Below are 26280 nucleotides of genomic sequence, written 5' to 3'. Positions count from 1 at the left end.
ACCTATCGCCTTCAGGTCAAGAAGGACTCAAGCGTGAGATCGCTACGCCGATAAGGGGCCCCGCACGGCTGGCGCGGCCAGCGGTCGATCACTGGGGATCACCTGCCAGAAGGGCAACAGCTATGCGGCACCGGCTCGACAATTCCTCGCGCCCCACGGAGCACCGGCGCGGCCCGCTGGGCCGGTTGGCCGACCTGCCACTGGCAGCCAAGTTCTTCATCGCGCTGACGCTGCTGGCCGCGACCGCGCTGGGCACCGCCTGGAGTGGCCTGGTCGCCCAGCAGCGGGCCAACGCGGCCGCCCGGGACACCTACCAGCACGCCCTGCTCCCGTCGAACGCGCTGGAGTCGCTGCGGGCCTCGGCGTTGCGCAGCTTCCTGCACCTCACGACCCTGGCGTCGGCGCGGGACCAGCAGGCGGTCACCGGGAAGATCCAGCAGATCCGCGCCGAGGACGCGGTCCAGGACAAGGCGTTCGCGACGTACCAGCAGCTGGGGAAGCTCGGCAAGGACCCGCGCGTCGCCCAGGTCAAGGGCACGCTCACGTCCTTCCGCGCCGAGCGGGACGCGACGCTGCTGCCCGCCGCCGAGGCCGGACAGACCCAGGCCTACCTGGCGCGCTTCACCGAGCTGTGGCCGGGCCTGACCCAGACCGGTGCGGTCATCACCACCCTGATCAATGAGGAGACCGCGCTGGCCGCCAAGCAGGCCAAGGCGGCCGAGGCCTCGTACCAGACGAACCGGCTGTTCGTCATCGGCATCCTCTGCGTCGGTCTGCTGCTCGCGTTCGGGGCGGCGTGGGCGGTGATCCGCCAGAGCGTCCGGTCCATCAAGCGGATGGCGGCCGTGCTGAACCGCGTCAGCGCGGGCGACCTCACGCAGCAGGTCGAGGTCACCTCCGGTGACGAGATCGGCCGCATGGGGCACGCGCTCAACCACGCCACCAACAGCATGCGTACGACCCTGAGCGAGCTGGACAGGTCGGCCGCCGACCTGGCCACGTCGGCCCGTCACCTGACCGAGGTCTCCGCCACCATCGCGGGCGGCGTCGACGAGGTCGGCAGCGAGGCCGACGCGGTGGCCATGGCCGCGGGCAACGTCTCGGACAACGTTTCCGCGCTGGCCACGGCGAGCGAGCAGATGGGCGCCTCCATCCGGGAGATCTCCCTCAACGCGGGGCAGGCCGCCGAGGTGGCCACCCAAGCCGTCACGGTCGCCGAGTCGACCACCGCCGTGGTCGCCCAGCTCGGTGAGTCGTCCGCACAGATCAGCGACGTGGTCAAGGCCATCACCGCGATCGCCGCGCAGACCAATCTGCTGGCCCTCAACGCCACCATCGAGGCCGCCCGCGCCGGGGAGTCCGGCAAGGGCTTCGCCGTGGTCGCCACGGAGGTCAAGGACCTGGCCCAGGAGACCGCCCGGTCCACCGAGGACATCGCGAACCGGGTCGAAGCCATCCAGCGGGACACCAACAAGGCGGTCGAGGCGATCGCCAGCATCACCACCATCATCGGGCAGATCAGCGAATACCAGACCACGATCGCCTCGGCGGTGGAGGAGCAGACCGCCACCAGCCAGGAGATCAACCGCAGCGTCAGCGACGCCGCGGGGGCCTCGGCGGGCATCGCCAGCAACGTGTCGGCGGTCGCCAGCGCCAGTCAGGTGGCCAGCAGCGGCGTCATCCAGACCCACGTCGCCGCCGAGCAGGTCGCGCAGATGTCCAACGACCTCAAGCAACTGGTCTCCCGCTTCACCATCTGATCAGGCGGGGTCGGCGCCGTCCGGGCGCCGACCCCCGTCAGCTTCGGCGCGCCTGCCACATCGGGCGGGTCATCTCGTACTCGACCTCGCCCGCGTCCGCTCCCGGCAGTGGCTCGTCCCAGGACGGGAAGAAGGTCCGGACGTACCGCATCCCGACGGCCGCCATGACGCGGCGGGATCCGCTGTTCACGGCCATGGTCTGGGCGATCACGCGCCGTTGCCCGACCGTGTCGAACGCGTGCCGCAGCATGGCCCGCGACGCCTCGCTGGCCAGCCCCTTGCCCCAGTGCCGACGCGGGAGGCGGTAACCCAGGTCGCTGACGGGCTGGTCCGCGCCGTGCGCCGGGGGCAGCATCAGGAGCGCGACGAACTCGCCGTCCGGTTCGTGCTCGGGCGCGACCGAGCCGCGGCGGCCCCCGTCCGACGCGAACGCCATCCAGTAGCCCAGCCCGTCCGCCGTGGCCGCCGAGGCCATCCGCCGCGTGTGGGCGGCGGCCACCTCGTCCCGGGAGTGCGCGCGTCCGCTGATGAAGCGCAGCACCTCCGGATCGGAGTCCAACCCGACCTCCAGCTCGAAGTGCCGGTCGGCCAGCGGCACCAGCAGCAGGCGATCGGTACGCAGAATCGGTTGCGGCATGCCGCAACGATCACACGTCTGCTTTCGGCTGTGCGCGCTCGCCCCCGCCGGCCCGGTCCCGCCCACATAAATGATCTTGCGTGCCCGCGAGGCCTAGCCTCAGGGCCTCAGTCGGAGAAAACCTCGGCGGCAGTGGATAGATCCGCCCGCCCCGGGCGTCTGTATCTGCGGTCAAGGAACTGGGGCGGGTGAGTGGACGAAAACGAGCGGACGCAACTGACCGAGTTCGTGACGAGCCGTACTCCGGCGCTGATGCGGGTGGCCTACCTGCTCACCGGGGACCGGCACGCCGCGGAGGACCTCCTGCAGTCGGCGCTGGCCAGGACCATCGCGAAATGGCCCAGCCTGCGCAACGCCGACCCGGAGGGCTACATCCGTACGGTCATGCACCGCGAGCAGCTGAGCTGGTGGCGGCGGCTACGCCGCTACCGGGAGATCCTTCTCAACCCCGTCAATGAGGTCGCTGATCCAGATTCGAGCACCGACACCGACATCCGGCTCGCGATGCGTACGGCGCTGCGGCGGCTCCCGCCGACCCAACGCACCGTGGTGGTCCTCCGCTACTACGAGGACCTCACCGAGACCCAGGTCGCCGAGGTGCTGGGGTGCTCGGTCGGAACCGTACGGAGCCGGACGCACCGGGCGATCGCCCGCCTGCGGAAACTGCTGCCGGACATCGATCGCCTGGAGGTGCTGCGATGAGCACCGCGTTTGAGGACCTCATCCGCTCCGCTCTGTCCCAACTAGCCGAGGAGGCACCGACTGTGACAGGCCAGCTCGAACGAGCGGAGCAACGGATGCGGACCCGCCGCCGCGTGGTCCTGGGGATGGCGGTGGCGGGCGCGGTGGGCGCCATGGTCATCGCCGCGCCCCTGGCGTTCGCCGACGGCGGCGCCCCGCACAAGCCACCGGCCGCCCCGGGGGCCCCGCACAGCACGGCCCCGGCGCCGCTGCCCTCCACGCCGGCCCCGGAGCCGTCCTGGCCGACGCCGCTGCCGTCCGGCTCGGCGCCCCTGCCCTCCGGGCCGACAGCGGAGCCGTCCTGGCCAACGCCGGTGCCGTCCACCCCATCGGCGCCACCGGAGACCAGCGCGCCGGGCCCCGACCCCACCCCGACGATGCCGTCGAGCGGCTACCCCACGCCGGCGCCGACCACCCCGCACGCCTCGCGTCCCGCGCCCGGCCCGTCCACCTTCGCGACCCCCTACCCGACCACCCCGACCACCCCGGCCCCGATCCGGTAGCGCCGCGGCGGGCCCCGGCTCCCACCAGGTGGTGAGCCGGGGCACCAGCCCCGCCTGCACCGGCGGGCACCCCGCGGCCTCGGGTACACTTCGTTTCGCGGCTCGCAGTGCTACTGCCTCGAGCCGCCTTTCGATGTCGACCATCATGCGCCGGGACCCGACTGGTCTGTGTCGCGCAGGACGACCCTTCCAGGTTCGGAGATTTCATGGCGGCCCGCCGCCCGTACAACACACCTTCGTCTTCAGACGTCACATTCGCCGAGCTCGGCCTGCCCGCCGCGCTCATCGATGCGCTCGCCGCCAACGGCGTGACCAGGCCCTTCCCCATCCAGGCCGCGACCCTGCCCGACGCGCTGAGCGGCCGCGACGTACTCGGCCGCGGCCGCACCGGTTCAGGCAAGACGTACGCGTTCGTGCTGCCCCTGCTGGCCCGGCTGGCCGCCAGCCGGTCGCCGCGCAAGCCCGGACGCCCGCGCGCCCTGATCCTCGCGCCCACCCGCGAGCTCGCCACCCAGATCGCGGCGTCGATGGCGCCGCTGGCCGAGGCGCTGTCCCTGCGTACCCTGACCGTTTTCGGCGGGGTCGGCCCCAACCCGCAGATCGCCGGCCTGCGCAAGGGCGTGGATGTCCTCGTGGCCTGCCCGGGACGTCTCGCCGACCACGTGCAGGCCGGACACGCGCGCCTCGACGCCGTCGAAGTCACCGTGCTCGACGAGGCCGACCACATGGCCGACCTCGGCTTCCTGCCGGTCGTCCGACGGCTGCTGGAGCAGACACCACGCTCCGGGCAGCGGCTGCTGTTCTCGGCCACCCTCGACGCCGGCGTCGACGTCCTGGTCCGCCAGTTCCTCACCAAGCCGGTGACCCACAGCGTCGACTCGGCGCTCTCCCCGGTCGCGGCGATGTCGCATCACGTCCTGCACGTCCGCGACGACGAGCGGTTCGGGGTGCTGGTCGACCTGGCCGCCGCGCCCGGCCGCACGGTGGTCTTCACCCGCACCAAGCGGGGCGCGAAGACCCTCACGCGGCGCCTCGCCGCTGCCGGGGTGCCGGCCGTCGAGCTGCACGGCAACCTCGCTCAGAACGCCCGCAACCGCAACCTGACGGCGTTCTCCGACGGCTCCGCGACCACGCTGGTGGCGACGGACATCGCCGCCCGCGGCATCCACGTCGACGACGTCAACCTCGTCATCCACGCCGATCCGCCGGTCGAGCACAAGGCGTACCTGCACCGTTCCGGTCGCACGGCGCGGGCCGGCGCCGAGGGCACGGTGATCACGCTGATGACCGACAGCCAGGTCTCCGAGGTACGCGACCTGATCCGCAAGGCGGGCATCGCGGCCGCGACCACGCGGGTGCGGCCCGACAGCCCGAAGCTCGCCGAACTCGCCCCGGGCGAGCGTACGTTCGTCGCGCCGCCGGTGGCCGAACCGGCCGCCGCCGAGGCGCCGCGGCACGCCCGCTCGGCCCGCACCGGCGCCCGGCGTCCCGCCCAGGCGCGCACCGCTCAGCCACGCACCGCCCAGACCCGGACGGGCCAGTCACACACCGCCCAGCCGCGCACCGCCCAGTCACACGCCGCCCAGTCGCACACCGCCCAGGCTCGGACGGCCCAGAGCCGGACCGCCTCGGGTCGCGGCAGGTCGGGTGCGCCGGCCCCGGCGCCCCGGTCGGGGTCCGGGCGCGGCGACGCGGCCACGGCGGTGGCACCGGCCGCGCGCCACTCCGGCGCCTCGGCGTTCTCGGCCCGGACCCGGGTCGGCGGCCGCCGCGGCGGCCGTTGACCGGCGCCGTCACGGCGCTCTCCCGGCGCGGCTGCGCGGGCAGCGGGAAGTAACTGCACCAGTCACAACGAAGCGGCCCGGCTCATGACGAGCCGGGCCGCTTCGCACGCTCTGACGTCAGAGAGCGGTGGTGGTACGCCGGCGACGCACCAGCACGAGGCTGGCGATACCCACGCCGATCAGGGCCACACCCGAGAGCAGGAACAGCGTAAGGCTGGGACCGGTGAGCGGCAGGCCGCCGTCCTTGTCCTCGTCCCCGCCGGCGGAACCCGCGACCGGCTTGGTGTCCGAAGTGGTCGTCTGGTCACCCCCGGCCGGCTTGACCTGGATGCCGGTGTCGGCGCCCGTACCCGTGCCCGTGCCCGGCTTGGTAACCGTGCCCGGCTTGGTAACCGTGCCCGGCTTGGTAACCGTGCCCGGCTTAGTGACCGTGCCCGGCTTGGTGACCGTGCCCGGCTTGGTGCCGCCCGGCTTGGTTACCGTGCCGAGGTCGACACCGCCCGGGTTGGTGACCGTGCCCGGGTTCGTGGTCGCGGTCACGCAGACGCCGGTGACCGTCAGGTCGACGGGCTTGGTGGCCTGCTCGATCGTCTCACCCTCGGCGAGCTTGCGGTTGTCGAGCGTCGCGCCCGCCGCGGTGAGCTTCCACCCGCTCGGAAGGGTCAGCGCGACGGCCTCACGGTCGGCACCGAAGGCGACCGTCATGGCGCCGTCCAGCCCCAGTTCCTTGGGCAGGCTGCCCAGCTCGCCCGTGAAGATGATCTTCCCGGGGTTCGTGGGGTCGATGCCCCAGCCCCCAGCCGCAACCTTCAGGTCGTCCGTAGCGCTCACGAACGAGGCGTTGAAGGTGCTGAACTTTCCGTTCACCTTGGTGTCGAACTTCCACGTCTCGAATCCGGCCTTGGGCTTCGAGACACCCGTGCAATCGGCGCGGACATCCGCGGCCGTCAACGGCTTCTGCGTCAGGAGCACCGCGATGACGGGCACCTCCACGCCGGGTGCCGCAGCGGCCGCGGGCGCGGCGAGAGTCATCCCCCCGCCGATGGCCATACCCGCGGTCAAAGCGAGCGCGCCGAAGCGGTTGATACCCATGAATCCTCCCCGTTTATCGATGATCGCGAGTAAACCTCGCAGAGATACGGAGGGTGTGCAAGGGGCCACTGGGGCAGGCGTGACTTACAAAAATGGATCAAGTTCGGGCAAGATCCATCTCTCGCCCAGTGATCCACAACACATTGATGAACCACCACTGGACGGGCTGTTAAGTGAACGCGCTTCCACCGGCCGACAGCAGGCCACAGGCCCGAGAACGCAGACGAAGGGCGGGGGCCATCACGCAGGGGTGCGCTGGCCGAATAGAAATGTCGCGGCGGGATACCTGGTTGGGTGACGACCCCCGCCGTCGTGACTCCAGCTGTGCCCGCACGTACTGCGCGACGAACCGACACAGCCGGTCGGAGCGGCACAACGCCGTGGTGTGGGCAACCGGGCGGCAACCGGACAAGGGCCTCGGCCGCAACCGGCTGGCGTCAGCATGAGTGCACTGCGGATCGGCGGGCATGAATCGCCTTGCCGGCTGCACTCGAGGAATGGGAAGCCCCCAGATGCGCCTACTGAAGACGACAGCAACGTCGCTGCTGGCGGTAGCGGCCGCGATGGCGTTCGCTGTTCCGGCCCAGGCCGGCCCCCGCGACTCCGACCACGACGGCATGCCGAACCGGTGGGAGAAGAAGCACGGACTCAACCCCCACAGCAGGGCAGACGCGAAGAAGGACCCCGACCACGACGGCTTGAGCAACCGGCGTGAGTACAAGCTGCGCGGCAACCCCCACGACGAGGACACCGACAACGACGGGCAGGACGACGGCGACGAACGCCGGACCCGCACGAAGGTCAACAAGGCCGACAGCGACCGGGACGGGATCCTCGACGGCGACGAGGACGCCGACCGTGACGGCGTCGCGAACGAGGACGAGGACGACGCGTACGAGCGCTGCGCCGCCGACGACGACGACCGGGACCGCGACTTCGTCGCCGACGAGGACGAGAACGAACTGCACCTACGCGTCGGTGACGCCGACAGCGACGACGACGGCGTACGCGACGGTGCCGAGGACCGCGACGGCGACGGGGCGAGCAACGAGGACGAGGACGACAAGAACGGCGACGCCTGCAACGGCGACCGCGACCGCGACGGCAAGTCCGACGAGGACGAGGGTGACCGGTTCGGCACCATCACCTCATTCGACGCCGGCACCGGCACTCTTGTGGTGACCACCGTGGCGAGCCGTCGGGTCAGCGTTGAGGTGACGGACGACACCGAGATCGAACTCGGCGACGAATCCGGCCACGACGAAGGCGATGGCAGCACCACCGACCTGGTAGCCGGGGCCGGCGTCGCCGAGTTGGAGATCGACCGTGAGACCCGCGATCTGGAGAAGATCAAACTGCTCTGACGCACGATCCGGGAGCCGCCGTCGCGGGAAGGCTTGCCCCTTGCCCGCGACGGCCTCTGACCGAGCCTCTACCTGCATAGGTGCGGCATGACCGGGGTATGGAGGTTGGGTGACGACCCCCGCCGGGGGCGACGGCGACAACCCTGGTCGGGGAGAGCGAGGTCTGTCGGCCGTTAGCGTCTAGCCCTCGCTACACCTCGACAGCTGCCACCCTTTGGCGGCGGCTGTCGGACCTTCGGCTGACTTTCTGCTGACCTCGGCGCCGCGACTGGGAGCAGTTGTTCCCCGCCGTGTTACTGATCCGACGATGAGGCTCGCCCGGGTGGCTGCAGCCGCCCGGGCGCCAAGCCCGGACGCGCCGTGGGCTGCGTGTCACACCCCGCAGCTATCGTTGATCCATGGTGAGCCGGAGGGACGCCCGTGCCCGGCGTCGAGTCGTACGCGTGATGTCGCGTCGGTACTTGTTGGCGCCCCCTGCGCAGGGGCGTTCTGGCGCCGCCGACCTCCACTCGCGCTACGCCAAGGCCTACCCCACCGACGTCATGACCAAGGTCGCCGCCGACCTCGCCGCCCCGCTCACCATGAGCATCCGGGCCGCCGCGATGGGCGCCTTCCCCACCGAGGCCATGACTAGCGCGCTCGACAACCTCCACTCGCGCTACGCCAAGGCCTACCCCACCGACGTCATGACCAAGGTCGCCGCCGACCTCGCCGCCCCGCTCCGGACCGCCGCCATGCGGCCCTCCCCCGTCGAGGTCATGACCAACGCGGTCGACGACCTCCACTCGCGCTTCGCCAAGGCCTACCCCACCGACGTCATGACCAAGGTCGCCGCCGACCTCGCCGCCCCGCTCACCATGAGCATCCGGGCCGCCGCGATGGGCGCCTTCCCCACCGAGGCCATGACCAGCGCGGTCGACGACCTCCACTCGCGCTACGCCAAGGCCTACCCCACCGACGTCATGACCAAGGTCGCCGCCGACCTCGCCGCCCCGCTCACCATGAGCATCCGGGCCGCCGCGATGGGCGCCTTCCCCACCGAGGCCATGACCAGCGCGGTCGACGACCTCCACTCGCGCTACGCCAAGGCCTTCCCCACCGACGTCATGACCAAGGTCGCCGCCGACCTCGCCGCCCCGCTCCGGACCGCCGCCATGCGGCCCTCCCCCGTCGAGGTCATGACCAACGCGGTCGACGACCTCCACTCGCGCTACGCCAAGGCCTTCCCCACCGACGTCATGACCAAGGTCGCCGCCGACCTCGCCGCCCCGCTCACCATGAGCATCCGGGCCGCCGCGATGGGCGCCTTCCCCACCGAGGCCATGACCAGCGCGCTCGACGACCTCCACTCGCGCTACGCCAAGGCCTTCCCCACCGACGTCATGACCAAGGTCGCCGCCGACCTCGCCGCCCCGCTCACCATGAGCATCCGGGCCGCCGCGATGGGCGCCTTCCCCACCGAGGCCATGACCAGCGCGCTCGACAACCTCCACTCGCGCTACGCCAAGGCCTACCCCGCCGAGGCCATGACCAACGCGCTCGACGACCTCCACTCGCGCTTCGCCAAGGCCTTCCCCACCGAGGCCATGACCAGGGGCGCCGCCGACCTCGCCGCCTCCCTCGCCAAGGGCATCGTCGAAATCGACGTCGAGCGCCACGCTGCAGAGTCCCCCGGTCATGGAACTCCTGAAGGCCGCGGTGTTCGCCGTCCCTTGACGGATACGGAGCGGGTCTGGATACGGGTCGCGCTTGTGTACGTCGCGATCGCCGTGGTTCAGCACTTGGCGAGCTTCGCGACCGCGACCAGCCCCCGCTTCGATCCAGAAAAGTTCGTGAATCACCATATTCAGGCCCTCAGTATCGCGCTTAGCGTCTACGCGATCTTGATTGCCAATAAGAAGTAGTCGCGGTTCGCAGGCGTCCCTGCGTCAGCCGTGGTGCCGCTCACCGGCAGTCGCCCGCCGCCCCCGGCCGTGGCCTGCCCTTTCAGATCACGCGCCACCGCCCTCCGTCACCGAGTCGTCGTGCGACGCCATGACTGGTCGGCGGGGATGCGGGCTGGCTGCTGCCTCGACTTCACAGCGATCGGAGAGAATGGCGTGGTGACGACGACAGCGCCCGACCCACAGGCTGAGTGGTGGACGACAAAGGACGTAGCGGCGTACCTCGGGCTGCGCATCGGCACGGTCAGCTCCTACCGACAGCGCGGGCAGATGCCGGACCCTGATCAGACGGTCGGCCGACTGCACATGTGGCGGCCCGCCACAATCATCGAGTGGCACGCCTCGCGCCCACGGCCAGGCGTCGGAGGGCGGCCAGTTCCCGGATCGTCCACGTGACGCGGCCCGAGGCGGCCTGCGCGCCGCTCGACCCGGACAACGCACGAACGGCCCTGACTGAGGCCTGCGCAGAGGTCGGTCTCGACGATTCTGGCGCGGAGCTGATCAGACTCGGATCGAATGCGATCTTCCGGCTCCGCTCAGCACCTGTGATCGTGCGAGTCATGCGCAGCGTCGAACAATTCGCTGACGCTGGGCGTGAAGTCGAGGTGGCACGCTGGCTCGGCAAATCAGGAATTCCCGCCATCCGTGTCACCGATGATCCTCAGCCTCTGAAAGCGGCCCGCCGAACGGTGACCCTATGGGTCTCGGTTAGCGATGGCGTGGAGTACGGCACTACGTCGGAGCTTGGCGCTGCACTGCGCGCACTACACAAGCTTCCGGCACCCCGCGAGTTAGAGCTTCCGGGCCTGACGCCGTTCGACCGGGCTAGTAGCCGGATAACCGACGCCGCCACGCTATCGCCGAGCGAGCGCGATTTCCTGACCGAACGCGGTATAGCACTTCGCAGCGCCCATGCGGGCCTCAAGTATGCACTTCCAAGCGGCCCTATTCACGGCGACGCTAACGTCGGGAACTTGCTCCGGGATCGTAACGGAAAAGCGGTACTTTCGGACCTGGATGACTTTGCCACCGGCCCGCGAGAATGGGACCTCATCCAAACCGCCATGTATTTCGAACGGTATGGCTGGCACACGGAAGAGGAGTACACCGCATTCTGCGCCTCGTACGGATTCGACGTAATGCAATGGCAGGGATACGGCACGCTGGCAGATGTAAAGGAATACATGATGGTGACCTGGCTGGCGCAGAATGCGAGACCCGGCACCAAAACTGCTAGCGAGCTGTCTCGGAGGGTGCGCACTCTTCGGACAGGTCGCGGTCACCGCGAATGGAAGCCCTTCTAAGCCGCCGACGCAATCCACAGATGATGGCCGCCATGCTCAGCTTCCAACTCGCGAACAACGGCGAGATGTTCAAAAGGCACTAACGCTGCGCGGAACTGCTTCACATACTCCGCGCAGCGTGCGGACTTGACCTGCCGCGCCAGCACCAGGGCGCCGGCCAGCGTGGCGCACGCCGCCTCAACGTCCTTGCCGTGCAACTCACCGGCCGCCCTGACCATCGTTACGAAGAAGTCGCTTCGCGCGGACGCCCCGGCGTTAGCCAAAGCATGTTCCGCGTAGGTCATCGCATCGCCTCCACGGCCGAGGTCGCGAAAGCAATGGCCGAATTCGGCGCTCAGTTCTGCGTCGTCAAAGTAGCTGATCCAGTCTGGATCAACACCGGGCTTACGCCGCTCAAAGACACGAACGGCTTCACTGAGCGCCCGCTGCGCGCCCACCGAATCGCCGCCGATCGCAAGCGCCCGCGCCTCCATAGCGTGGAAGTGCGCGGTGAGTGTCGCAGTCGCATGCCCGCGAGTTCCTGTTCGCGCTGCCCGCGCGAGGTTGGCGGCTTCTTTGGTGCGACCGAGGAATGTTGCCTGATGGCTCATCGCGTCGAGAATGCTACCGGCGAGAAGAATGTCATCGGCGGCTTGCGCAAGGCGGAGCGCTTGAATGAAGTAGCGCTGAGCAAGACCATGGATTCCTGAATCGTAGGACATCCACGCGGCAAGAAGTAGCGCTTCTGCGGTTGCAGAGAAGAGGGCTTTCCCCGTGTCGGATTCATAGCGCCCGGCGAGCATAGGCTTTACGTCCGTGCTCAGGTATTGAATCAGTGATCGACGAGCGTGACCCCCGCCAAATCGGTTGTCCATTTCCGCGAACATTTCCGCGGTTGCGCGAACAGCCTCGATGTCACTTCGACCGATTCGGCTTCCCTTGTTTCGGCGCGGGATAGATTCCGACTCCGGCCGTACTAGCCAGCCAAGTGAGGCTTCAGACCACGCTCCGCCATTCGGTGGAACGGTCATCAATTGCGGAATTTCATCAATGTCGGCTTGCCAGATGCGGGATACGGTTCCAATCGTCTCATCCGCCGTCTCCGCGTACGCAATACCAGTCTCGGCCGGAAACGGCTCAGACGCGGAAAGTCCGATCTCCTGCAACGAGACCGTGCGGCCAACGCGTGTGCTCAGCGCATCGGCGATCCGGCGTGCGGTAGCCAAGCGCGGGCGAGTCCCACCGAGCCAACGACCCACATTCGTGTGGTCGGTGCCTACCAGACGCGCGAGGGCCTTGCGGGAGACACCGGCCGACCGCATGAACGCGGCCAGGCGCTCGTTGGGTTGCACCTGGGGCATCGCTCGCCTCCCTCCAGGAGGGGCGCACATCGCCGCGTCCGGGTGCACATTTGCGCCCCCGAATGCGCCCTGCTCAATACGGCCGCGAGGCGCCAGGCTTGAGCCCAGCAACGGACCACAGCAGACAACAAAGAACGATACCGGTTGACGGAGTACTTAACAGCTAAGTACTCTGCTTCCAAGAAAGGCCCCGGCGGGGTGGCACCCCCGCCGAGGCCCGGCACATCCCCTGTCCCATGCGGAATGGAGTACGAAGATGCAGGTCAAGACTACCCGGGCTGTGCTGCCGATGGTATCGGCGGATGGGTTCGTGGACGACCGGGACCACCTTCACGGCCAGGCCCCGGAGGCAGTGCTCATGGCTACGGTGCCGTTGACGGCGCTGGAGCTGGTCGCGGCGTTGTACTGCCGGTCGCTGGGCGTGGAGTACGACTACCTGGCCGAGATGAGCGACGCCGAGGTTCGCCGCTGGGTTGCCCACATCATCACGTTCGACGGCATCAACACGGTGCACCGGGACGCGCAGACCGACTTGCTCGATCCGCCGGCCGATCCGGAACAGCGGGCGTTCCTGGCGCTGTGCGAGCGGCGAGTGGCGACGGCGTTCGATATCACGGTCCGGCCGACGTTCCCCGCCTCGATCCCGTGGGTGCGCAGCATCCCGGCCCGGCGGGCCGCGTGATGGCCCGCCTCGACGTGACGCAGCTGCGCGACCGGATGTTCGGGCTGACCTACGGCGAGGTGGCGGCGGCCGTGTTCGCGTCCCCGCTGGCCGAGGACCAGGCCGCCGACCCGGCCGACGTGGTCCGGGCTGGACTCGGCGCGGTCAGTGGTGACGACCGGGCTGCGTGGCGGGCCCGGTGGCAAGAGCTGGTCGCCGCGCAGCGGTTCGGCCAGTCACGGCAGGTCCGGCGCGCGGCGGCGGCCGAGTACCACCGCCTGTGGGGTGGCCGGTTCAACCGGGTGCACCGCACCGCTGAACGGTTCTGGCGCCAGCACGGCACGTGGCTCGACGCCACACAGGCAGCCTGACAGCCACTCCCGGTGGCCCGCGCGGGCCACCTCCTGACGACATCGGACCCCGTTCGGGTCGCACTACCTCTTGGCGTGGGCGTTCGCGCTTGGCGCTGGCTCATTGAGAACTCCACAGGGCACTACCGGCACGGCCGACCGGCCGTGCTGGACGACACGAGCAAGGGCAAGGAGGACCGGCAGAGCCGGGCTGCTGGCTGGCGCCGCTGCGCGGCGCGTGGCCAGCCCGAACCGCCGGTCACTGCCGTTGCGCCGCTGACGCCAGCCACCGCGACCCCAGCCGGTCCGGTGGCGTGTCACGGCGCCGTCACCAACCGGGCCGCACGCAGCACAAACCCGCCCCGCACGACAACCGTCTTGACGACAAGGGAGTACCGCATCGTGAACCCGCACCCGCCACCTGTTGACGACACCACGACCTCACCGACCGCCCACCGGAACCCGGGTCCGCGACACCCGCGACCAGCCACACCACCCCGGGGACCAGCCCACCCGCGACCCGCTACTAGGCCCGCACCGCGCCCGGCCCGCAGACAGTGTTTCAGCCCGAACCGGGGTGAGATGCCCCCCGCCGCCGCCCGACCAACTCGACCCCTGCGGCGCCGGGGCGGGGGCATCTCACCACCCCGGCACCTGCCCCAGCCGTACCCACGCCGGGAACCGGCTGAAACACCCGCGCACGCGTGCCGGGCCGAACGGGTGATGCGGCCATGACCGACACCACCCACGACCTAGCGCCGCCCGACCTGCCACCGGACGCGGGCGACGGCAGCTCCCGGCGGCTGTTGCTCACCCCGGCATCGGAGATCCGGATGCGGCCGGTCCGGTGGACGTGGACCGACCGGGTACCCGCCGGGGCGCTCACCGTCATCCCCGGCCGGGAAGGCATCGGGAAGTCGCTGACGCTGGCGTGGCTGACCGCGCAGATCACGCGCGGGACGTTGCCCGGTATCTGGCACGGCACCCCGCGTGCGGTCATCTACGCGGCCACCGAGGATTCGTGGTCGCACACGATCGGGCCGCGCCTGTACGCGGCCGGTGCGGACCTGACGATGGTGTACCGCGTCGACGTCCAGCACGACGGCGGATTCGACGCGCTGACGTTGCCCCGCGACTGCCGCGCCCTCGCGGTCGAGATCGAACGGTTGGGTGTGGCGTTGCTGGCCGCTGATCCGTTGCTGTCGCTGATCCACGCCAGCATCGACACCCACCGCGACCGGGATCTCCGCACCGCCCTGGAGCCTCTGGTGAACATGGCCGACCGCACCGGCTGCGCCGTGGTCGGGTTGGCGCACTTCAACAAGAGCGCGTCTGCCGACGCGCTGAACCTGATCACCGGATCGCGGGCGTTCTCCGCAGTCGCCCGCGCGGTGATCGCCATCGCCCGCGACGACGAGGCAGGCGACGGCTCGTGCGTGATGTCGCAGGCCAAGAACAACCTCGGCCGCCTCGACCTGCCGTCCCTGCGGTACCTGGTCGAGTCGGTGGAGATCCCCACCGAGGAAGGCCCCGCCTACGTCGGCAAGCTCACCATCACCGGGGAATCCGACCGCAGCGTGGCCGACATCCTCGGGGACAACGCGAGCGACGGCGACGGCGGCAGCAGCCGGGCCGACCGGGAAGCCGTCGCGGACTGGCTACGCGACTACCTCACCGACCACGGCGGGGAAGCCCCGTGGGACGACATCCGCAAGGCCGCCCGCGCCGCCGGGCTCGCCGAACGCACCGTGCAACGCGCACGGACCCGCGCGAAGGTCACCGTCCGTAGCATCGGGTTCCCCCGCCGGTCGGTATGGACGCTCACCGTTGGTAACGACGACGGCGCCACTGACGCCAATGGCGCCCAGTCGCGCCAGTCGCGCCAGGACTCGGAAGCTGGCGCGACTGGCGCCACTGAGGCGCGACTGGCGCCACTGCCCGACCTCGATGACACACCGTCACCACCCACATCGGACGCTGCGCGTCACAACCAGTCACCCCTAACCTTGATCCGCGCCGACGGAGGTACCGCCGCATGAGCACCCACCCGACCGCGCTCGCTGACCAGCTCCACGCCGCGAGCGCCGACGCCCACCGCCGCGTGCTGCGGGCCGCCGAACACCCGTGGGCCAGGCTAACCGCCAGCCCCGATACCCCGCCCTGGCTCGCCAGCCTGTTTCAGCGTCACGCCCTGGCCCTGCTCGCCGGACGCGGCCGAATCTGTCCCCACACAGGGGCCAGCCCGCGCGTGGTGCACGCGTTCGCATGGGCACCCGGGCTGATCGTCTGCCCCGCCTGCCGCCACCTCGCCACCCCCGACCCGATCGAGGACAGCACCTGCGACCAGTGCCGCCGACGCGCTGACCGTGTGTGGGCCGGGATCGCTCAAGTCGGGCCGATCCTGTTCGGCTACGGCCTCTGCGACACCTGCCACCACCCGGACCGATAGCCCACAGCTCCGATCGGCTGCATCGGATGACACCAGAAGGTCCCGGATCTTGGCTCAGCGTGGCTCTCAGCGGCCCGGCCGAGGCCACGCCAGCCGCCGAACCGCCGCACCACCCCACCCCGCACCACCCACATTGGAGGCACGTCCGTGCGTACCGCTCACGCCACCGTTCACCCGCTCACTCCCCGCACCAGGCCCCCTGAGGCGCCGCAGCGTCCCCGGCCCGCACCGGTCGGGTTGCTGACTTACACCGTCAAGGAAGTCGCGGAAATGCTGTCGCTCAACCTCGGCGGCACCTACCGCATGATCCGCTCCGGCGACATTCCCGCCCGCAAACTCGGCGGCCGGTGGGTCGTCCCCCGCCGGGCGTTCCACGACTGGCTTGACTCCTGCGTCGAGACCACCCCTGCCGAGGCCGAGGCCAACCGCAGGGCCTCGGTCGGGGAGCTGACCGACGCCGAGAAGGACCTGATCTGGGCCCACCGCAACGACCCGAAGCGGCACGGCGCGTAACCGCCCAGCAGCCGGATCAGCCGCTAGCGCTAGCACCCCGGCCCGCTAGCGCTAGCGGCACCGCTAGCGGCCCAACCGGGCCACGACCAGCCCGCTAGCAACTAGCAGCCGAACCCGCCGGCACCCCGGAACCGGCCCGCCAGACCGGATACCGACCCCCACAACGGCCGCTAGCACCACCGGCCCCAACCCGCCACCGTCCACTACCGAGAGTCATAGTCGCGGTGTCGCATCGTCGCGTGTCGCCTCGCGCGTACGCGCGCGCGTTGGAGGCCCTTCCCGTCGTCGCACGCGACAGTGCGACACCGCGACAATCCGCCACCCTGCGTCACCATGACAACCGCCGCCGGGCCCCGCGATGCATCGCGGGTAGGACCGCGATGCATCGCGGGTCCGCTACCCCCCGCCCTCGCGGCCCTGACCAGCGATCTAGCGGCCTCGCGGCCCAACACCAGCCACACCCCCGGAAACCCGCCCACAGGCCAGACCGGGACACCCCGCACAGCCGCTAGCACCAACCCCGGCAACACCCGCGACCGTCACGCCCCGTAGACATCCGAACGGTTCGCCAGCCGCAAGGAACGCCGCAAGGCATTGCGGCCTAACCCGCGAGGCATTGCGGGTCCGCAATGTCTCACCCTCGCGGCCCTGGCCAGCGATCTAGCGGCCTCGCGGCCCAACCCACCCACACCCCCGAAACCGCCCACAGGGCCGTACGCGGACACCCCCGGCACGGCCGCGAGGACGGCCCGACAGGTAACACCCGCGTCACCCCCGCCGTCACCGCCTGCCACCACGCCGTACCCGCGAAGGTGGCGGTAACACACCACCCCACCGCAGCGCCGAACACCGCCGAACCGGCACCCCGACGCTCGACACTCCCGGCGTCACCCGCCCCGGCCCGGTCGCGGGCCGCCCGCGACCGGTCGCGCCCACGCGACCCCAGCCGCGACCGCACCAACCAGCACGATCAACCGCCGGTCGCGGGTTGCGCCCACCCAGCCCGGCACCGCGACCACCCGAGAACCGCACCCGACAGAGCACGGCGGCCGCGACCGCGACCCGCGCCGGGCCGCCCCCACGCATCGACGCTCCGTCACCGCCCCGCCTCCCGACACGGAGGTAGCGGCAAAGGTAGCGGCCCGCTACCGGGTAGCGGCAGCGCTACCTCACCCGCTACCGCCCTGGCCAGCCCGCATATCCCCGGGTAGCGGGTAGCGGCACTTAGCACTGCCCACCGAAAACCCCGGAAATCAGCGGTTCGACACCCCCACGGGTGCCGCTACCGCTACCCCACCACACGAAGGAGATCCATCACCGTGGGTCACGTAACCCCAACCCCAGCAGGCAACTACCGCGCCAACTGGCGCGACCCGTCCGGCAAGCAGAAGGCCAAGACGTTCAAGACGAAGCGGGAGGCGAAGGCGTACATCGCAGAGATGGAGGGCAGCAAGAACCGAGGCGTCTACGTCGATCCCGACGCCGGGAAGATCCGGTTCGAGGACTTCGCCGCCCGATGGCTGCTCGGCCGGGAGGTCGAAGCCAGGACGGCAGAACGGACGTTGTCACTGCTGCGCACGCATCTGGTGCCGCGCTGGGGCCGCTCACAGCTCAACCAGATCGACTTCATGTCCATTCAGGAGTGGGTGGTGGACCTCGGTAGGGTCATCGCCCCGCCAACCGTCTCCAAGTGCTACGGCCTCCTGCTCGCCATCCTGGAGACGGCCGTTCGGGCTCGCGTCCTGCCGTACAACCCGGCCGAGGGCGTCCGCGTACGCACGGAGGCGCGCGACCGTCCGCCTCGGGCTGCGGCCCTGACTCGTGGCCAGTTCTTCCGCAGGCTCCTGCCCGCCGTCCCGGCCCGGCACCGGGCGATGGTCGCCACGGCAGCCGGGGCCGGTCTTCGGTGGGGCGAGTGCGCGGGCCTCGTGTGGGGCGCGGTGGACTTGGACACTGCGACGCTGCGAGTCGTTCAGGTGGCCGTGGAGACGCCGCAGGGGGTCACCATGCGGCCGTACCCGAAGACGAAGGCTGGCGTCCGCACGGTGCCCCTGCCGGGCTTCCTGATGGCCGCGCTAACGGCGCACCGGGGTCGGCTCACCGATGAGCCGGAACCGGGCGACCTGGTGTTCCCCAACCGGTTCGGCCTGCCAATGCTGCGGTCGAACTTCCGGCGGGAGGTGTGGACCCTGGCCCTAGCACGAGCTGGCCTCCCGGCCAGCCTGCGGTTCCACGATCTTCGGCACTCATACGCGACCTGGCTCGTCACCGACGGGGTGCCCGTCAACGCGATCCAGCGGGTCATGGGGCACGCCAACGCCTCCACGACGCTCAACCGGTACACCCACGCGCCGACCGACTACGCGGACCGCGTACGGGACGCGTTCGCGGCCCATGCTGACGATTCGCTGACTTTCTCGGCCTCGGACCACCCGAACGAGGGCGACGGCGGTGTAACACCAGTGCCTCTACCTGCATAGGTTCAGGATGCCGGGGGTACGTAGGTGGGATGACGACCCCCGCCGGGGGCGACGGGGGTCGTCAAAGATTCGGCTCCGGGGGGGTCGAGCCGAATCCGCTCGGTGATCGCGGGGGGCGCAGTCACCGAGGGTCTGGAAGCAAAAAGAAGGATCACACGGGAAACGTGAATCCCAGTCGCACCACAAGCATGCCTCAGCGGAGGGCCCCCGTCGAGTACCGAATGTGACGCAGTGCGACGTTACTGGCGCGTTGCCCTCACCACCAGGGGCCTTGGGGGCCGAGTCGAAACGGATACCGGCGAGTCGAGGGACTGGACGGGCGGCCCGATGCGGCTACACTTTCGGCCCGTGGGCCGCAGCGCCGCGTTTTTCGACCTCGACAAGACCGTCATCGCCAAGTCCAGTGCACTGGCCTTCGGACGGCCGTTCTATCGCGATGGCCTGATCACCCGGCGTGACGTGGTCAAGTCCGCGTATGCGCAGCTCATGTTCCGCCTGGGCGGCGCCGACGAGCAGACCATGGCCCGGGTACGCGACTACCTGGCCGCCCTGTGTAAGGGCTGGTCCGTGGAGCAGGTCCGGCAGATCGTCGCCGAGACCCTGGACGAACTGATCAACCCGTACGTGTACGCCGAGGCGGCCGTTCTGATCGGCGAGCACCAGGCGGCCGGCCGGGATGTGGTGCTGGTGTCCGCGTCCGGCGACGAGATGGTCCGGCCGATCGGCGAGCTGCTCGGGGTCACCGACGTGATCGCGACCCGGATGAGCATCGTGGACGGCCGCTACAGCGGCGAGGTCGAGTTCTACGCGGCGGGACCGAGCAAGGTCCAGGAGATCCGGAAGCTGGCCGCCGTCCGCGGCTACGACCTGGCGCAGTGCCACGCGTACTCGGATTCGCACAGCGATCTGCCGCTGCTGGAGGCGGTCGGCCACCCGACAGCGGTGAATCCGGACCGGGCGTTGCGCCGGGTCGCGATGGAGCGGGCCTGGCCCATTCTGGAGTTCCGGCATCCCGTACCGCTGGGTCGGCGCCTGCGGGAGCGCCCCGCGGTGCCGATGGCCGCGGCCGCGCTCGGTGTGGGGGTCGGCGTCGCGATCGGCCTGGCCCTGTACGGGCGGCACCGCCGCACCCGGGCCGCCGCCGCAGCCTGACCTCGCTAACGTCTGACTGATTGCGGTACGCGCAATTTGCGCAGCTGAACCCATGGCGATCTAGCGAGCACCGGCGTAGAAAGAAGGAGCGGGATTGAGACCGGATCCCGTGCACCGCCACCGGGAACCCACGCGCGATCAGCCACGGCAGGCACGTTGCGGCGGCACCTCATCGGACCGTCGACAACGACCCAGGTGCACGCTTGATAACCCGGCAGCCGGTGCAGCGGCGGCGCCTCTTCCTCGAGGCGCCGTCCTTGCGTTCAGGGTCCGCCGCCCAGCACCCAGCCAAACGATGGGGAGTTCGGGTCCGGAGCTAACCAGAACTCTCCAAGATCGCAGCCGCCGCCACCGCAAGCGGCGGGGCGGCGGTTAGCGGGGTGACGGGGTGGCCAGTACCGCGTCGGCGACGGCGACCATTTCTTCCGCGCCGGCCTCGACGGCCGCCGCGTAGTGGCGCAGCCAGGAACGCACACCGTCCGGGGTGCCGGTGGCGTAGGCGCCGGACGCGCCTACGTACTCCGGCTCCCGCGCGAGGTGCCCCGACTCCACCGCGACCAGGCCGCGAGCGTCGAGGCCGCGCCCGATCAGCGTGAGCCGGGCCGCGGCGCGGGCCACCACCCCGGCGGGCCCGGGGAAGGGGCGCAGGGTGAGCAGCTCGGCGTGGACCACCGCGGCCAGCAGCAGCGGCGGGGTCTGTTCGTTGCCCGCGACGAGCCCGGCCAGGCCGTCCAGCCGCTGGGCGAGGCCGGGGCTCTCGACGAGGCGGCCCAGCTCGGCATCGGGTACGGCGCCCCGCGCGGCCAGGACGTGCAGCTTGGCGAGCACCTGACGAGGGGCGCGGGGCCACAGGTCCACGAGTCCGCCCAGAGCCTCGGCCACCCGCAGCGCACCCTGCACGACCGGGTCGGTGACCGTGCCGGCGCGCACCGCCTCCACGTCGTACCGGTTGCCTTCGAGGGCGGCGCTGGCGACGGCCGCGCGCAGGCTGATCTCGGCGGCGACCGGGCCGCCCTGACGGCGCAGGGCGCGGTGCCGCAGGGCCTGATCGACGCGTTCGCGGGCGGCGGTGAGCGCGGGCGCGACGTCGGCGAGGTCGAGCAGGGCGGCGAGCGGATCCGTGGCGGGCACGGTTAGACGGTAGCGGGAGAAGGGCTGCCGGAGAAAACACGCTCGAAACGGGGGGTGCGCGAAGTGGCTCGCAAGTGACAAGATTCGCGCAGGACCGCGCACGACTTGTCCGGTCGGCGCGCGCACGGTACCGCTCCGCGCGCCACGGCCCGCAACGGTCGCCGGGCAACCGCGCCGGAACTAGTGTTTTGCCAGAAGAGACCTAGGCCACCCCCCGCACGGCAGAGGAGCCGCCCGCAATGAGCGAGACGCTGGAGAACCTGTCCTCCGAGACGCGGAAGTTCCCGCCGCCCGCACCGCTCGCCGCAGCCGCCAACGTGACCGCGCCCGCGTACGACCAGGCCGCCGCCGACCGGCTCGGGTTCTGGGCAGAGCAGGCGCAGCGCCTGTCCTGGGCCGAGCCCTGGACGCAGGTTCTCGACTGGTCCAATCCGCCCTTCGCGAAGTGGTTCACCGGCGGCAAGCTGAACGTGGCGTACAACTGCGTGGACCGGCACGTCGAGGCGGGGCACGGCGACAAGGTCGCCATCCACTGGGAGGGTGAGCCCGGCGACACCCGCACGATCACGTACTCCGACCTGCTCACCAGCGTCAGCCAGGCGGCGAACACCCTCACCGAGCTGGGCGTCTCGGCCGGTGACCGGGTGGCGATCTACCTGCCGATGATCCCGGAGGCCGCGGTAGCGATGCTGGCCTGCGCCCGGATCGGCGCGATGCACAGCGTCGTCTTCGGCGGGTTCTCGGTGGACGCCCTGTCCACCCGGATCACGGACGCTTCCGCGAAGGTGGTCATCACCGCCGACGGCGGGTACCGGCGCGGCAAGCCGTCCGCGCTCAAGCCGACCGTGGACGAGGCCGTGGCCCGCTGCCCCGGGGTCGAGCACGTGCTGGTGGTACGCCGCACCGGCCAGGAGGTCGCGTGGGGCGAGAAGGACCTGTGGTGGCACGAGACGGTCGAGCGGGCCGCCACCACGCACAAGCCGGAGGCGTTCGACGCCGAGCAGCCGCTGTACATCCTCTACACGTCGGGGACCACGGGTAAGCCGAAGGGCATCCTGCACACCACGGGCGGGTACCTGACCCAGGCCTCGTACACGTTCCACGCGGTCTTCGACCACAAGCCCGAGTCGGACGTCTTCTGGTGCACGGCCGACGTCGGCTGGGTCACCGGCCACTCGTACATCGTCTACGGCCCGCTCTCCAACGGCGCCACGCAGGTCATGTACGAGGGCACCCCGGACACCCCCCACAAGGGACGGTTCTGGGAGATCGTCGACAAGTACCGGGTGACGGTCCTCTACACGGCGCCGACGCTGATCCGCACGATGATGAAGTGGGGCGACGACATCCCCGCCAAGTACGACCTGTCGTCGCTGCGGCTGCTCGGCAGCGTCGGCGAGCCGATCAACCCCGAGGCGTGGATGTGGTACCGGGCGAACGTCGGCCGGGACCGCTGCCCGATCGTGGACACCTGGTGGCAGACGGAGACCGGCGGCATCATGATCTCGCCACTGCCCGGGGTGACCGAGACGAAGCCCGGTTCGGCGATGACCCCGCTGCCGGGCATCTCCGCCGACGTGGTCGACGACACCGCTACCTCCGTACCCAATGGTGGTGGGGGTTTCCTGGTGTTGCGCGAGCCGTGGCCGTCGATGCTGCGCACGATCTGGGGTGATGACCAGCGGTTCATCGACACCTACTGGTCGCGGTTCGGCGCGGGTGCGGGGCACGGCGACGAGTGGGTGTACTTCGCGGGTGACGGGGCGAAGCGCGATGAGGACGGCGCGCTGTGGCTGCTCGGCCGCGTCGACGACGTCATGCTCGTCTCGGGCCACAACATCTCCACCACCGAGGTGGAGTCGGCGCTGGTGTCGCACCCGTCGGTGGCCGAGGCCGCCGTGGTCGGCGCGACCGACCCGACCACGGGCCAGGCGATCGTCGCGTTCACCATTCCGCGCGGCAACGTCGACACCGAGGGCGAGGCGGGCGAGCGGCTGATCCAGGACCTGCGCAACCACGTCGCCAGGACGCTGGGGCCGATCGCCAAGCCCCGGCAGATCATGCTGGTGCCCGAACTGCCGAAGACGCGGTCCGGCAAGATCATGCGGCGGTTGCTGCGGGACGTGGCGGAGCGCCGTTCGCTGGGCGACGTCACGACGCTGCAGGACTCCGCGGTGATGGACCTGATCTCCTCCGGGATGAAGTCGGGCAAGTCCGAGGACTGAAGATTCGAGTACGGCCGACTGACGGCGCCCGGGGCCTGGAGCCCCGGGCGCCGTCGCGGTTCGCCCCTTTTCATCGATTGACGGCCCTGATGATCTACATTCTTCGGCCACGACTTGTTAACAGCGGATAACTTTTCGCTCCCCAACCACCCTCGGGATCTTCCGTCGAGTGATCTATTTGCATACGTTCTCCGTCAACCCCGGACCCGGGGCCGATGACGCCGCCGCTGCTGCTGGTCAGCACGCCGGCACGGTCGACGGAGGTATACGTAGTGCGCAAGGTGGTCGTTGGACTGCTGGGCGCCGCGATGGTCACCAGCGTCGGGGTCACGTTCCCCGGCGCGGCCACGGCGGCGCCGCCCGCGGATCCCAGCCGGATCGGTGCCGGACACCGGGTGACCATGGAGGACCTGCCCAACCCCCTGGAGCAGAAGCGGCGCGAGCTGCGCGAGGAGGCGGTGAACGACCTCCTCAAGGGCACCCTCAAGACGGAACGCCGCGGCAAGAGCCTCGTCGCGAAGGTCGGCCGGACCAACGGCGCGTTCGGCAGCCAGCGGGTCGCCGCGGCCGGCGTCGACCAGTACGTCGAGCTCAGCCGGGAGCGCACCGACAAGATCTTCGTCGTCCTCGCCGAGTTCGGTAACCAGCGGCACCCGGACTACCCCGACCGCGACACCGACCCCAACACCCCGGGCCCGACGACGTTCAACGGCCCGCTGCACAACCGGATCCCCCAGCCCGACCGGCGGGTCGACAACTCGACGGTCTGGCAGGCCGACTACAACCGCGAGCACTACCGCAAGCTGTACTTCGGCGAGGGCGCCGGCGTCGAGTCGCTGAAGACGTACTACGAGGCGCAGTCGTCCGGGCGCTACAGCGTCGAGGGCGAGGTCTCCGACTGGGTCAAGGTCCAGTACAACGAGGCCCGGTACGGCCGCAACTGCAACGACCCGAACGCCTGCGACACGGAGAACGCCTGGGCCCTGGTCCGCGACGCGGCGAACCAGTGGTACGCCAACCAGAAGGCCGCGGGCCGCACCGACGCCCAGCTCAAGGCGGAGCTGCAGAGCTTCGACCGGTACGACCGCTACGACTTCGACCACGACGGCAACTTCGACGAGCCCGACGGCTACCTGGACCACTTCCAGATCGTCCACGCCGGCGGCGACGAGTCCGACGGCGACCGCCAGCAGGGCGAGGACGCCATCTGGGCGCACCGCTGGTACGCCTGGCAGAGCGAGAACGTGGCCGGTCCGGCGGGCAACCTGCTCGGCGGCACCCAGATCGGCACCTCCGGCATCTGGATCGGCGACTACACCATGCAGCCGGAGAACGGCGGCCTGAGCGTCTTCGCCCACGAGTACGCCCACGACCTGGGCCTGCCGGACGACTACGACACCAGCGAGAACCACACCGAGGACAACAACGAGTACTGGACGCTGATGGCGCAGAGCCGGCTCAGCGGCCCCGGCGAGGCCAACGGCACCCGTCCCGGCGACCTCGGCGCGTGGAACAAGCTGCAGCTCGGCTGGCTGGACGTCGCGAAGGTCACCGCCGGCACCAGCAAGACGATCGAGCTGGGACCGCAGGAGTACAACACCACCAAGCCGCAGGCCGCGGTGGTGGTGCTGCCGAACAAGGTGGTCACCCGCCAGCACGGCACCCCGTACGCGGGCCAGAAGCAGTTCTTCTCGGGCAACACCCAGAAGCTGAACAGCACGCTGACCCGTACGGTCGACCTCAGCGGTGCCACCTCGGCGTCGCTGCGCCTCAAGGGCCGCTACGACATCGAGCAGAACTACGACTTCCTGTACGTCGAGGCGTCCACTGACGCGGGCAGGACCTGGACGGCGCTCGACGGCACCGTGGGCGGCGCCCCGTTCGCCAGGGACGGCTCGAAGACCACCCCGGCGATCACCGGCGCCAGCGCCAACTGGACGGACGTCGTGGTGCCGCTCAACGCGTACGCGGGGAAGAAGCCGCAGGTCCGGCTGCACTACAAGACGGACGCCGCGGTCGCCAAGGGTGGCTTCCTCGCCGACAACCTGACCGTCGTGGTGAACGGCGTCGCGGGCACCCCGGACGGCGCCGAGGACACCGGGGCCTGGACGCCCGCCGGTTTCAAGGTCGTCGGCGCCACGAGCCAGGAGAGCTTCGACAACTTCTACATCGCCGGGCACCGCAGCTACGTGTCGTATGACAAGTACCTGAAGACCGGCCCGTACCACTACGGCTACCCGTCGAGGCCCGCCTACGCCGAGCGCTTCGCGTTGCAGCCCGGACTGCTGATCTCGTACAACGACGCCTCGCAGGAGGACAACAACGTCAACGAGCACCCCGGCGCGGGCCGCAACCTGATCATCGACTCGCGTCCCGCGGTGATGTACAACGTGGACGGCGCTCCGTGGCCGTCCCGCATCCAGAACTACGACGCCCCGTTCGGGCTGACCCAGGCGGATTCGTTCACGCTGCACGTCGGTGGCCGGCCCTCGCCGATCCGGGGCCGGGCCGCGCAGCCGCTGTTCGACGACACGAGGTCGTACTTCGACGCGAACACCCCGCAGACGGGCGTCAAGTTGCCCGCCGTGGGCGTGAAGATCCAGGTGCTGTCCCAGAACGGCACCACCATGAAGATCAAGATTTCCTAGTACGTCCCGCAGCAGCGCCCAGGAGGGCGGCCCGTTCTCGGGCCGCCCTCTTTCCTGTAGGCGAAACATCCCGATGGCAGCTTCTTGCGCGATGTGCCTGCCAAATGTGCAAGATCCATCGATACAGACCGATCTCCAAACCTTCCATTGATGGATGTCTTTGCATACGTTCTGCGTCAGCCCCGTTACCCGGGGTGGACAAT

At 70.0% G+C, this 26280-nt stretch carries 20 protein-coding genes; 16 read left to right on the top strand and 4 right to left on the bottom strand.

All coding sequences use genetic code 11. The features are described 5' to 3' along the window. Positions 1-122: 122 nt before the first annotated feature. Complete coding sequence (locus EV385_RS16690; protein ID WP_165449513.1) at positions 123-1760, top strand: methyl-accepting chemotaxis protein; 1638 nt, start codon at positions 123-125, stop codon at positions 1758-1760. A 37-nt stretch (positions 1761-1797) separates the two neighbouring features. On the opposite strand, the gene EV385_RS16685 is transcribed toward EV385_RS16690, so the two are convergent. Then, on the bottom strand, positions 1798-2397 hold the full coding sequence (locus EV385_RS16685) for a GNAT family N-acetyltransferase (RefSeq protein WP_130510294.1): 600 nt from the start codon (positions 2395-2397) through the stop codon (positions 1798-1800). Between the two features lie 192 nt (positions 2398-2589). Here EV385_RS16685 and EV385_RS16680 point away from each other — a divergent pair, with 192 nt between their 5' ends. The 3 genes from EV385_RS16680 to EV385_RS16670 all read left to right on the top strand — a co-directional run bounded on the left by EV385_RS16680 (position 2590) and on the right by EV385_RS16670 (position 5425). Then, the gene (locus EV385_RS16680; RefSeq protein ID WP_130510293.1) at positions 2590-3099 is read left to right on the top strand and encodes a SigE family RNA polymerase sigma factor; all 510 of its coding nucleotides are present in this window, start codon (positions 2590-2592) and stop codon (positions 3097-3099) included. After that, complete coding sequence (locus tag EV385_RS16675; RefSeq protein WP_130510292.1) at positions 3096-3641, top strand: hypothetical protein; 546 nt, start codon at positions 3096-3098, stop codon at positions 3639-3641. The genes EV385_RS16680 and EV385_RS16675 overlap by 4 nt, the downstream gene beginning before the upstream one ends. A gap of 206 nt (positions 3642-3847) precedes the next feature. After that, the gene (locus EV385_RS16670) at positions 3848-5425 is read left to right on the top strand and encodes a DEAD/DEAH box helicase (RefSeq protein ID WP_130510291.1); all 1578 of its coding nucleotides are present in this window, start codon (positions 3848-3850) and stop codon (positions 5423-5425) included. A 117-nt stretch (positions 5426-5542) separates the two neighbouring features. Here the strand turns inward: EV385_RS16670 and EV385_RS33945 are convergent, their stop codons facing one another. Continuing rightward, positions 5543-6517, bottom strand: coding sequence for a hypothetical protein (locus tag EV385_RS33945; RefSeq protein WP_165449512.1), 975 nt, complete (start codon positions 6515-6517; stop codon positions 5543-5545). Between the two features lie 497 nt (positions 6518-7014). Here EV385_RS33945 and EV385_RS16660 point away from each other — a divergent pair, with 497 nt between their 5' ends. The 3 genes from EV385_RS16660 to EV385_RS16650 all read left to right on the top strand — a co-directional run bounded on the left by EV385_RS16660 (position 7015) and on the right by EV385_RS16650 (position 11128). Then, the gene (locus tag EV385_RS16660) at positions 7015-7881 is read left to right on the top strand and encodes a hypothetical protein (protein WP_165449511.1); all 867 of its coding nucleotides are present in this window, start codon (positions 7015-7017) and stop codon (positions 7879-7881) included. A 542-nt stretch (positions 7882-8423) separates the two neighbouring features. Beyond that, complete coding sequence (locus tag EV385_RS16655) at positions 8424-9785, top strand: hypothetical protein (RefSeq protein WP_130510289.1); 1362 nt, start codon at positions 8424-8426, stop codon at positions 9783-9785. Between the two features lie 431 nt (positions 9786-10216). Beyond that, on the top strand, positions 10217-11128 hold the full coding sequence (locus tag EV385_RS16650) for a phosphotransferase enzyme family protein (protein ID WP_207229849.1): 912 nt from the start codon (positions 10217-10219) through the stop codon (positions 11126-11128). On the opposite strand, the gene EV385_RS16645 is transcribed toward EV385_RS16650, so the two are convergent. After that, positions 11125-12468 (bottom strand): helix-turn-helix domain-containing protein, encoded by a 1344-nt coding sequence (locus EV385_RS16645; protein ID WP_130510288.1) that lies wholly within the window; start codon positions 12466-12468, stop codon positions 11125-11127. The genes EV385_RS16650 and EV385_RS16645 overlap by 4 nt on opposite strands. 310 nt (positions 12469-12778) lie before the next feature. On the opposite strand from EV385_RS16645, the gene EV385_RS16640 reads away from it, so the two are divergent. The 7 genes from EV385_RS16640 (at position 12779) to EV385_RS16610 (ending at position 20073) form a co-directional block, all read left to right on the top strand. Next, entirely contained in the window at positions 12779-13150 is a 372-nt protein-coding gene (locus EV385_RS16640) for a hypothetical protein (RefSeq protein ID WP_165449510.1), read from the top strand. Then, positions 13114-13500 (top strand): hypothetical protein, encoded by a 387-nt coding sequence (locus EV385_RS16635; RefSeq protein WP_130510286.1) that lies wholly within the window; start codon positions 13114-13116, stop codon positions 13498-13500. Before EV385_RS16640 ends, EV385_RS16635 begins: the two co-directional genes overlap by 37 nt. Positions 13501-14210: 710 nt before the next feature. Further along, positions 14211-15518 (top strand): AAA family ATPase, encoded by a 1308-nt coding sequence (locus tag EV385_RS16630; protein ID WP_242624918.1) that lies wholly within the window; start codon positions 14211-14213, stop codon positions 15516-15518. Next, positions 15515-15928, top strand: a complete 414-nt coding sequence (locus tag EV385_RS16625; RefSeq protein WP_130510285.1) for a hypothetical protein — start codon at positions 15515-15517, stop codon at positions 15926-15928. The genes EV385_RS16630 and EV385_RS16625 overlap by 4 nt, the downstream gene beginning before the upstream one ends. Before the next feature lie 147 nt (positions 15929-16075). Next, on the top strand, positions 16076-16441 hold the full coding sequence (locus EV385_RS16620) for a helix-turn-helix domain-containing protein (RefSeq protein ID WP_278044990.1): 366 nt from the start codon (positions 16076-16078) through the stop codon (positions 16439-16441). A 1319-nt stretch (positions 16442-17760) separates the two neighbouring features. Then, the gene (locus tag EV385_RS16615) at positions 17761-18921 is read left to right on the top strand and encodes a site-specific integrase (RefSeq protein WP_130510283.1); all 1161 of its coding nucleotides are present in this window, start codon (positions 17761-17763) and stop codon (positions 18919-18921) included. Between the two features lie 348 nt (positions 18922-19269). Then, complete coding sequence (locus tag EV385_RS16610) at positions 19270-20073, top strand: HAD family hydrolase (RefSeq protein WP_130510282.1); 804 nt, start codon at positions 19270-19272, stop codon at positions 20071-20073. Between the two features lie 372 nt (positions 20074-20445). Here the strand turns inward: EV385_RS16610 and EV385_RS16605 are convergent, their stop codons facing one another. After that, a complete protein-coding gene (locus EV385_RS16605) occupies positions 20446-21204 on the bottom strand; it encodes a Fic family protein (protein WP_130510281.1) in 759 nt (252 codons plus the stop codon). A 239-nt stretch (positions 21205-21443) separates the two neighbouring features. Between EV385_RS16605 and acs the strand changes: the two genes are divergently transcribed. Together acs and EV385_RS16595 are read left to right on the top strand one after the other, a co-directional pair. Next, a complete protein-coding gene (acs, locus tag EV385_RS16600) occupies positions 21444-23429 on the top strand; it encodes an acetate--CoA ligase (RefSeq protein ID WP_130510280.1) in 1986 nt (661 codons plus the stop codon). A gap of 272 nt (positions 23430-23701) precedes the next feature. Then, on the top strand, positions 23702-26077 hold the full coding sequence (locus EV385_RS16595) for an immune inhibitor A domain-containing protein (protein ID WP_130510279.1): 2376 nt from the start codon (positions 23702-23704) through the stop codon (positions 26075-26077). Positions 26078-26280 lie beyond the last annotated feature (203 nt).

The sequence above is a fragment of the Krasilnikovia cinnamomea genome, assembly GCF_004217545.1.
In the GTDB taxonomy this organism is placed as follows: domain Bacteria; phylum Actinomycetota; class Actinomycetes; order Mycobacteriales; family Micromonosporaceae; genus Actinoplanes; species Actinoplanes cinnamomeus.
Note: the sequence above shows the minus strand (reverse complement) of the source record. Positions and strands in the feature narration are given on the sequence as shown.

Excerpts from the sequence above, each read along its gene's own strand:
- EV385_RS16690 (WP_165449513.1), top strand. The coding sequence starts at position 123 with ATGCGGCACCGGCTCGACAATTCCTCGCGCCCCACGGAGCACCGGCGC.
- EV385_RS16685 (WP_130510294.1), bottom strand. The coding sequence starts at position 2,397 with ATGCCGCAACCGATTCTGCGTACCGATCGCCTGCTGCTGGTGCCGCTG.
- EV385_RS16675 (WP_130510292.1), top strand. The coding sequence starts at position 3,096 with ATGAGCACCGCGTTTGAGGACCTCATCCGCTCCGCTCTGTCCCAACTA.
- EV385_RS16670 (WP_130510291.1), top strand. The coding sequence starts at position 3,848 with ATGGCGGCCCGCCGCCCGTACAACACACCTTCGTCTTCAGACGTCACA.
- EV385_RS33945 (WP_165449512.1), bottom strand. The coding sequence starts at position 6,517 with ATGGGTATCAACCGCTTCGGCGCGCTCGCTTTGACCGCGGGTATGGCC.
- EV385_RS16660 (WP_165449511.1), top strand. The coding sequence starts at position 7,015 with ATGGGAAGCCCCCAGATGCGCCTACTGAAGACGACAGCAACGTCGCTG.
- EV385_RS16655 (WP_130510289.1), top strand. The coding sequence starts at position 8,424 with ATGACCAAGGTCGCCGCCGACCTCGCCGCCCCGCTCACCATGAGCATC.
- EV385_RS16645 (WP_130510288.1), bottom strand. The coding sequence starts at position 12,468 with ATGCCCCAGGTGCAACCCAACGAGCGCCTGGCCGCGTTCATGCGGTCG.
- EV385_RS16630 (WP_242624918.1), top strand. The coding sequence starts at position 14,211 with ATGACCGACACCACCCACGACCTAGCGCCGCCCGACCTGCCACCGGAC.
- EV385_RS16625 (WP_130510285.1), top strand. The coding sequence starts at position 15,515 with ATGAGCACCCACCCGACCGCGCTCGCTGACCAGCTCCACGCCGCGAGC.
- acs (WP_130510280.1), top strand. The coding sequence starts at position 21,444 with ATGAGCGAGACGCTGGAGAACCTGTCCTCCGAGACGCGGAAGTTCCCG.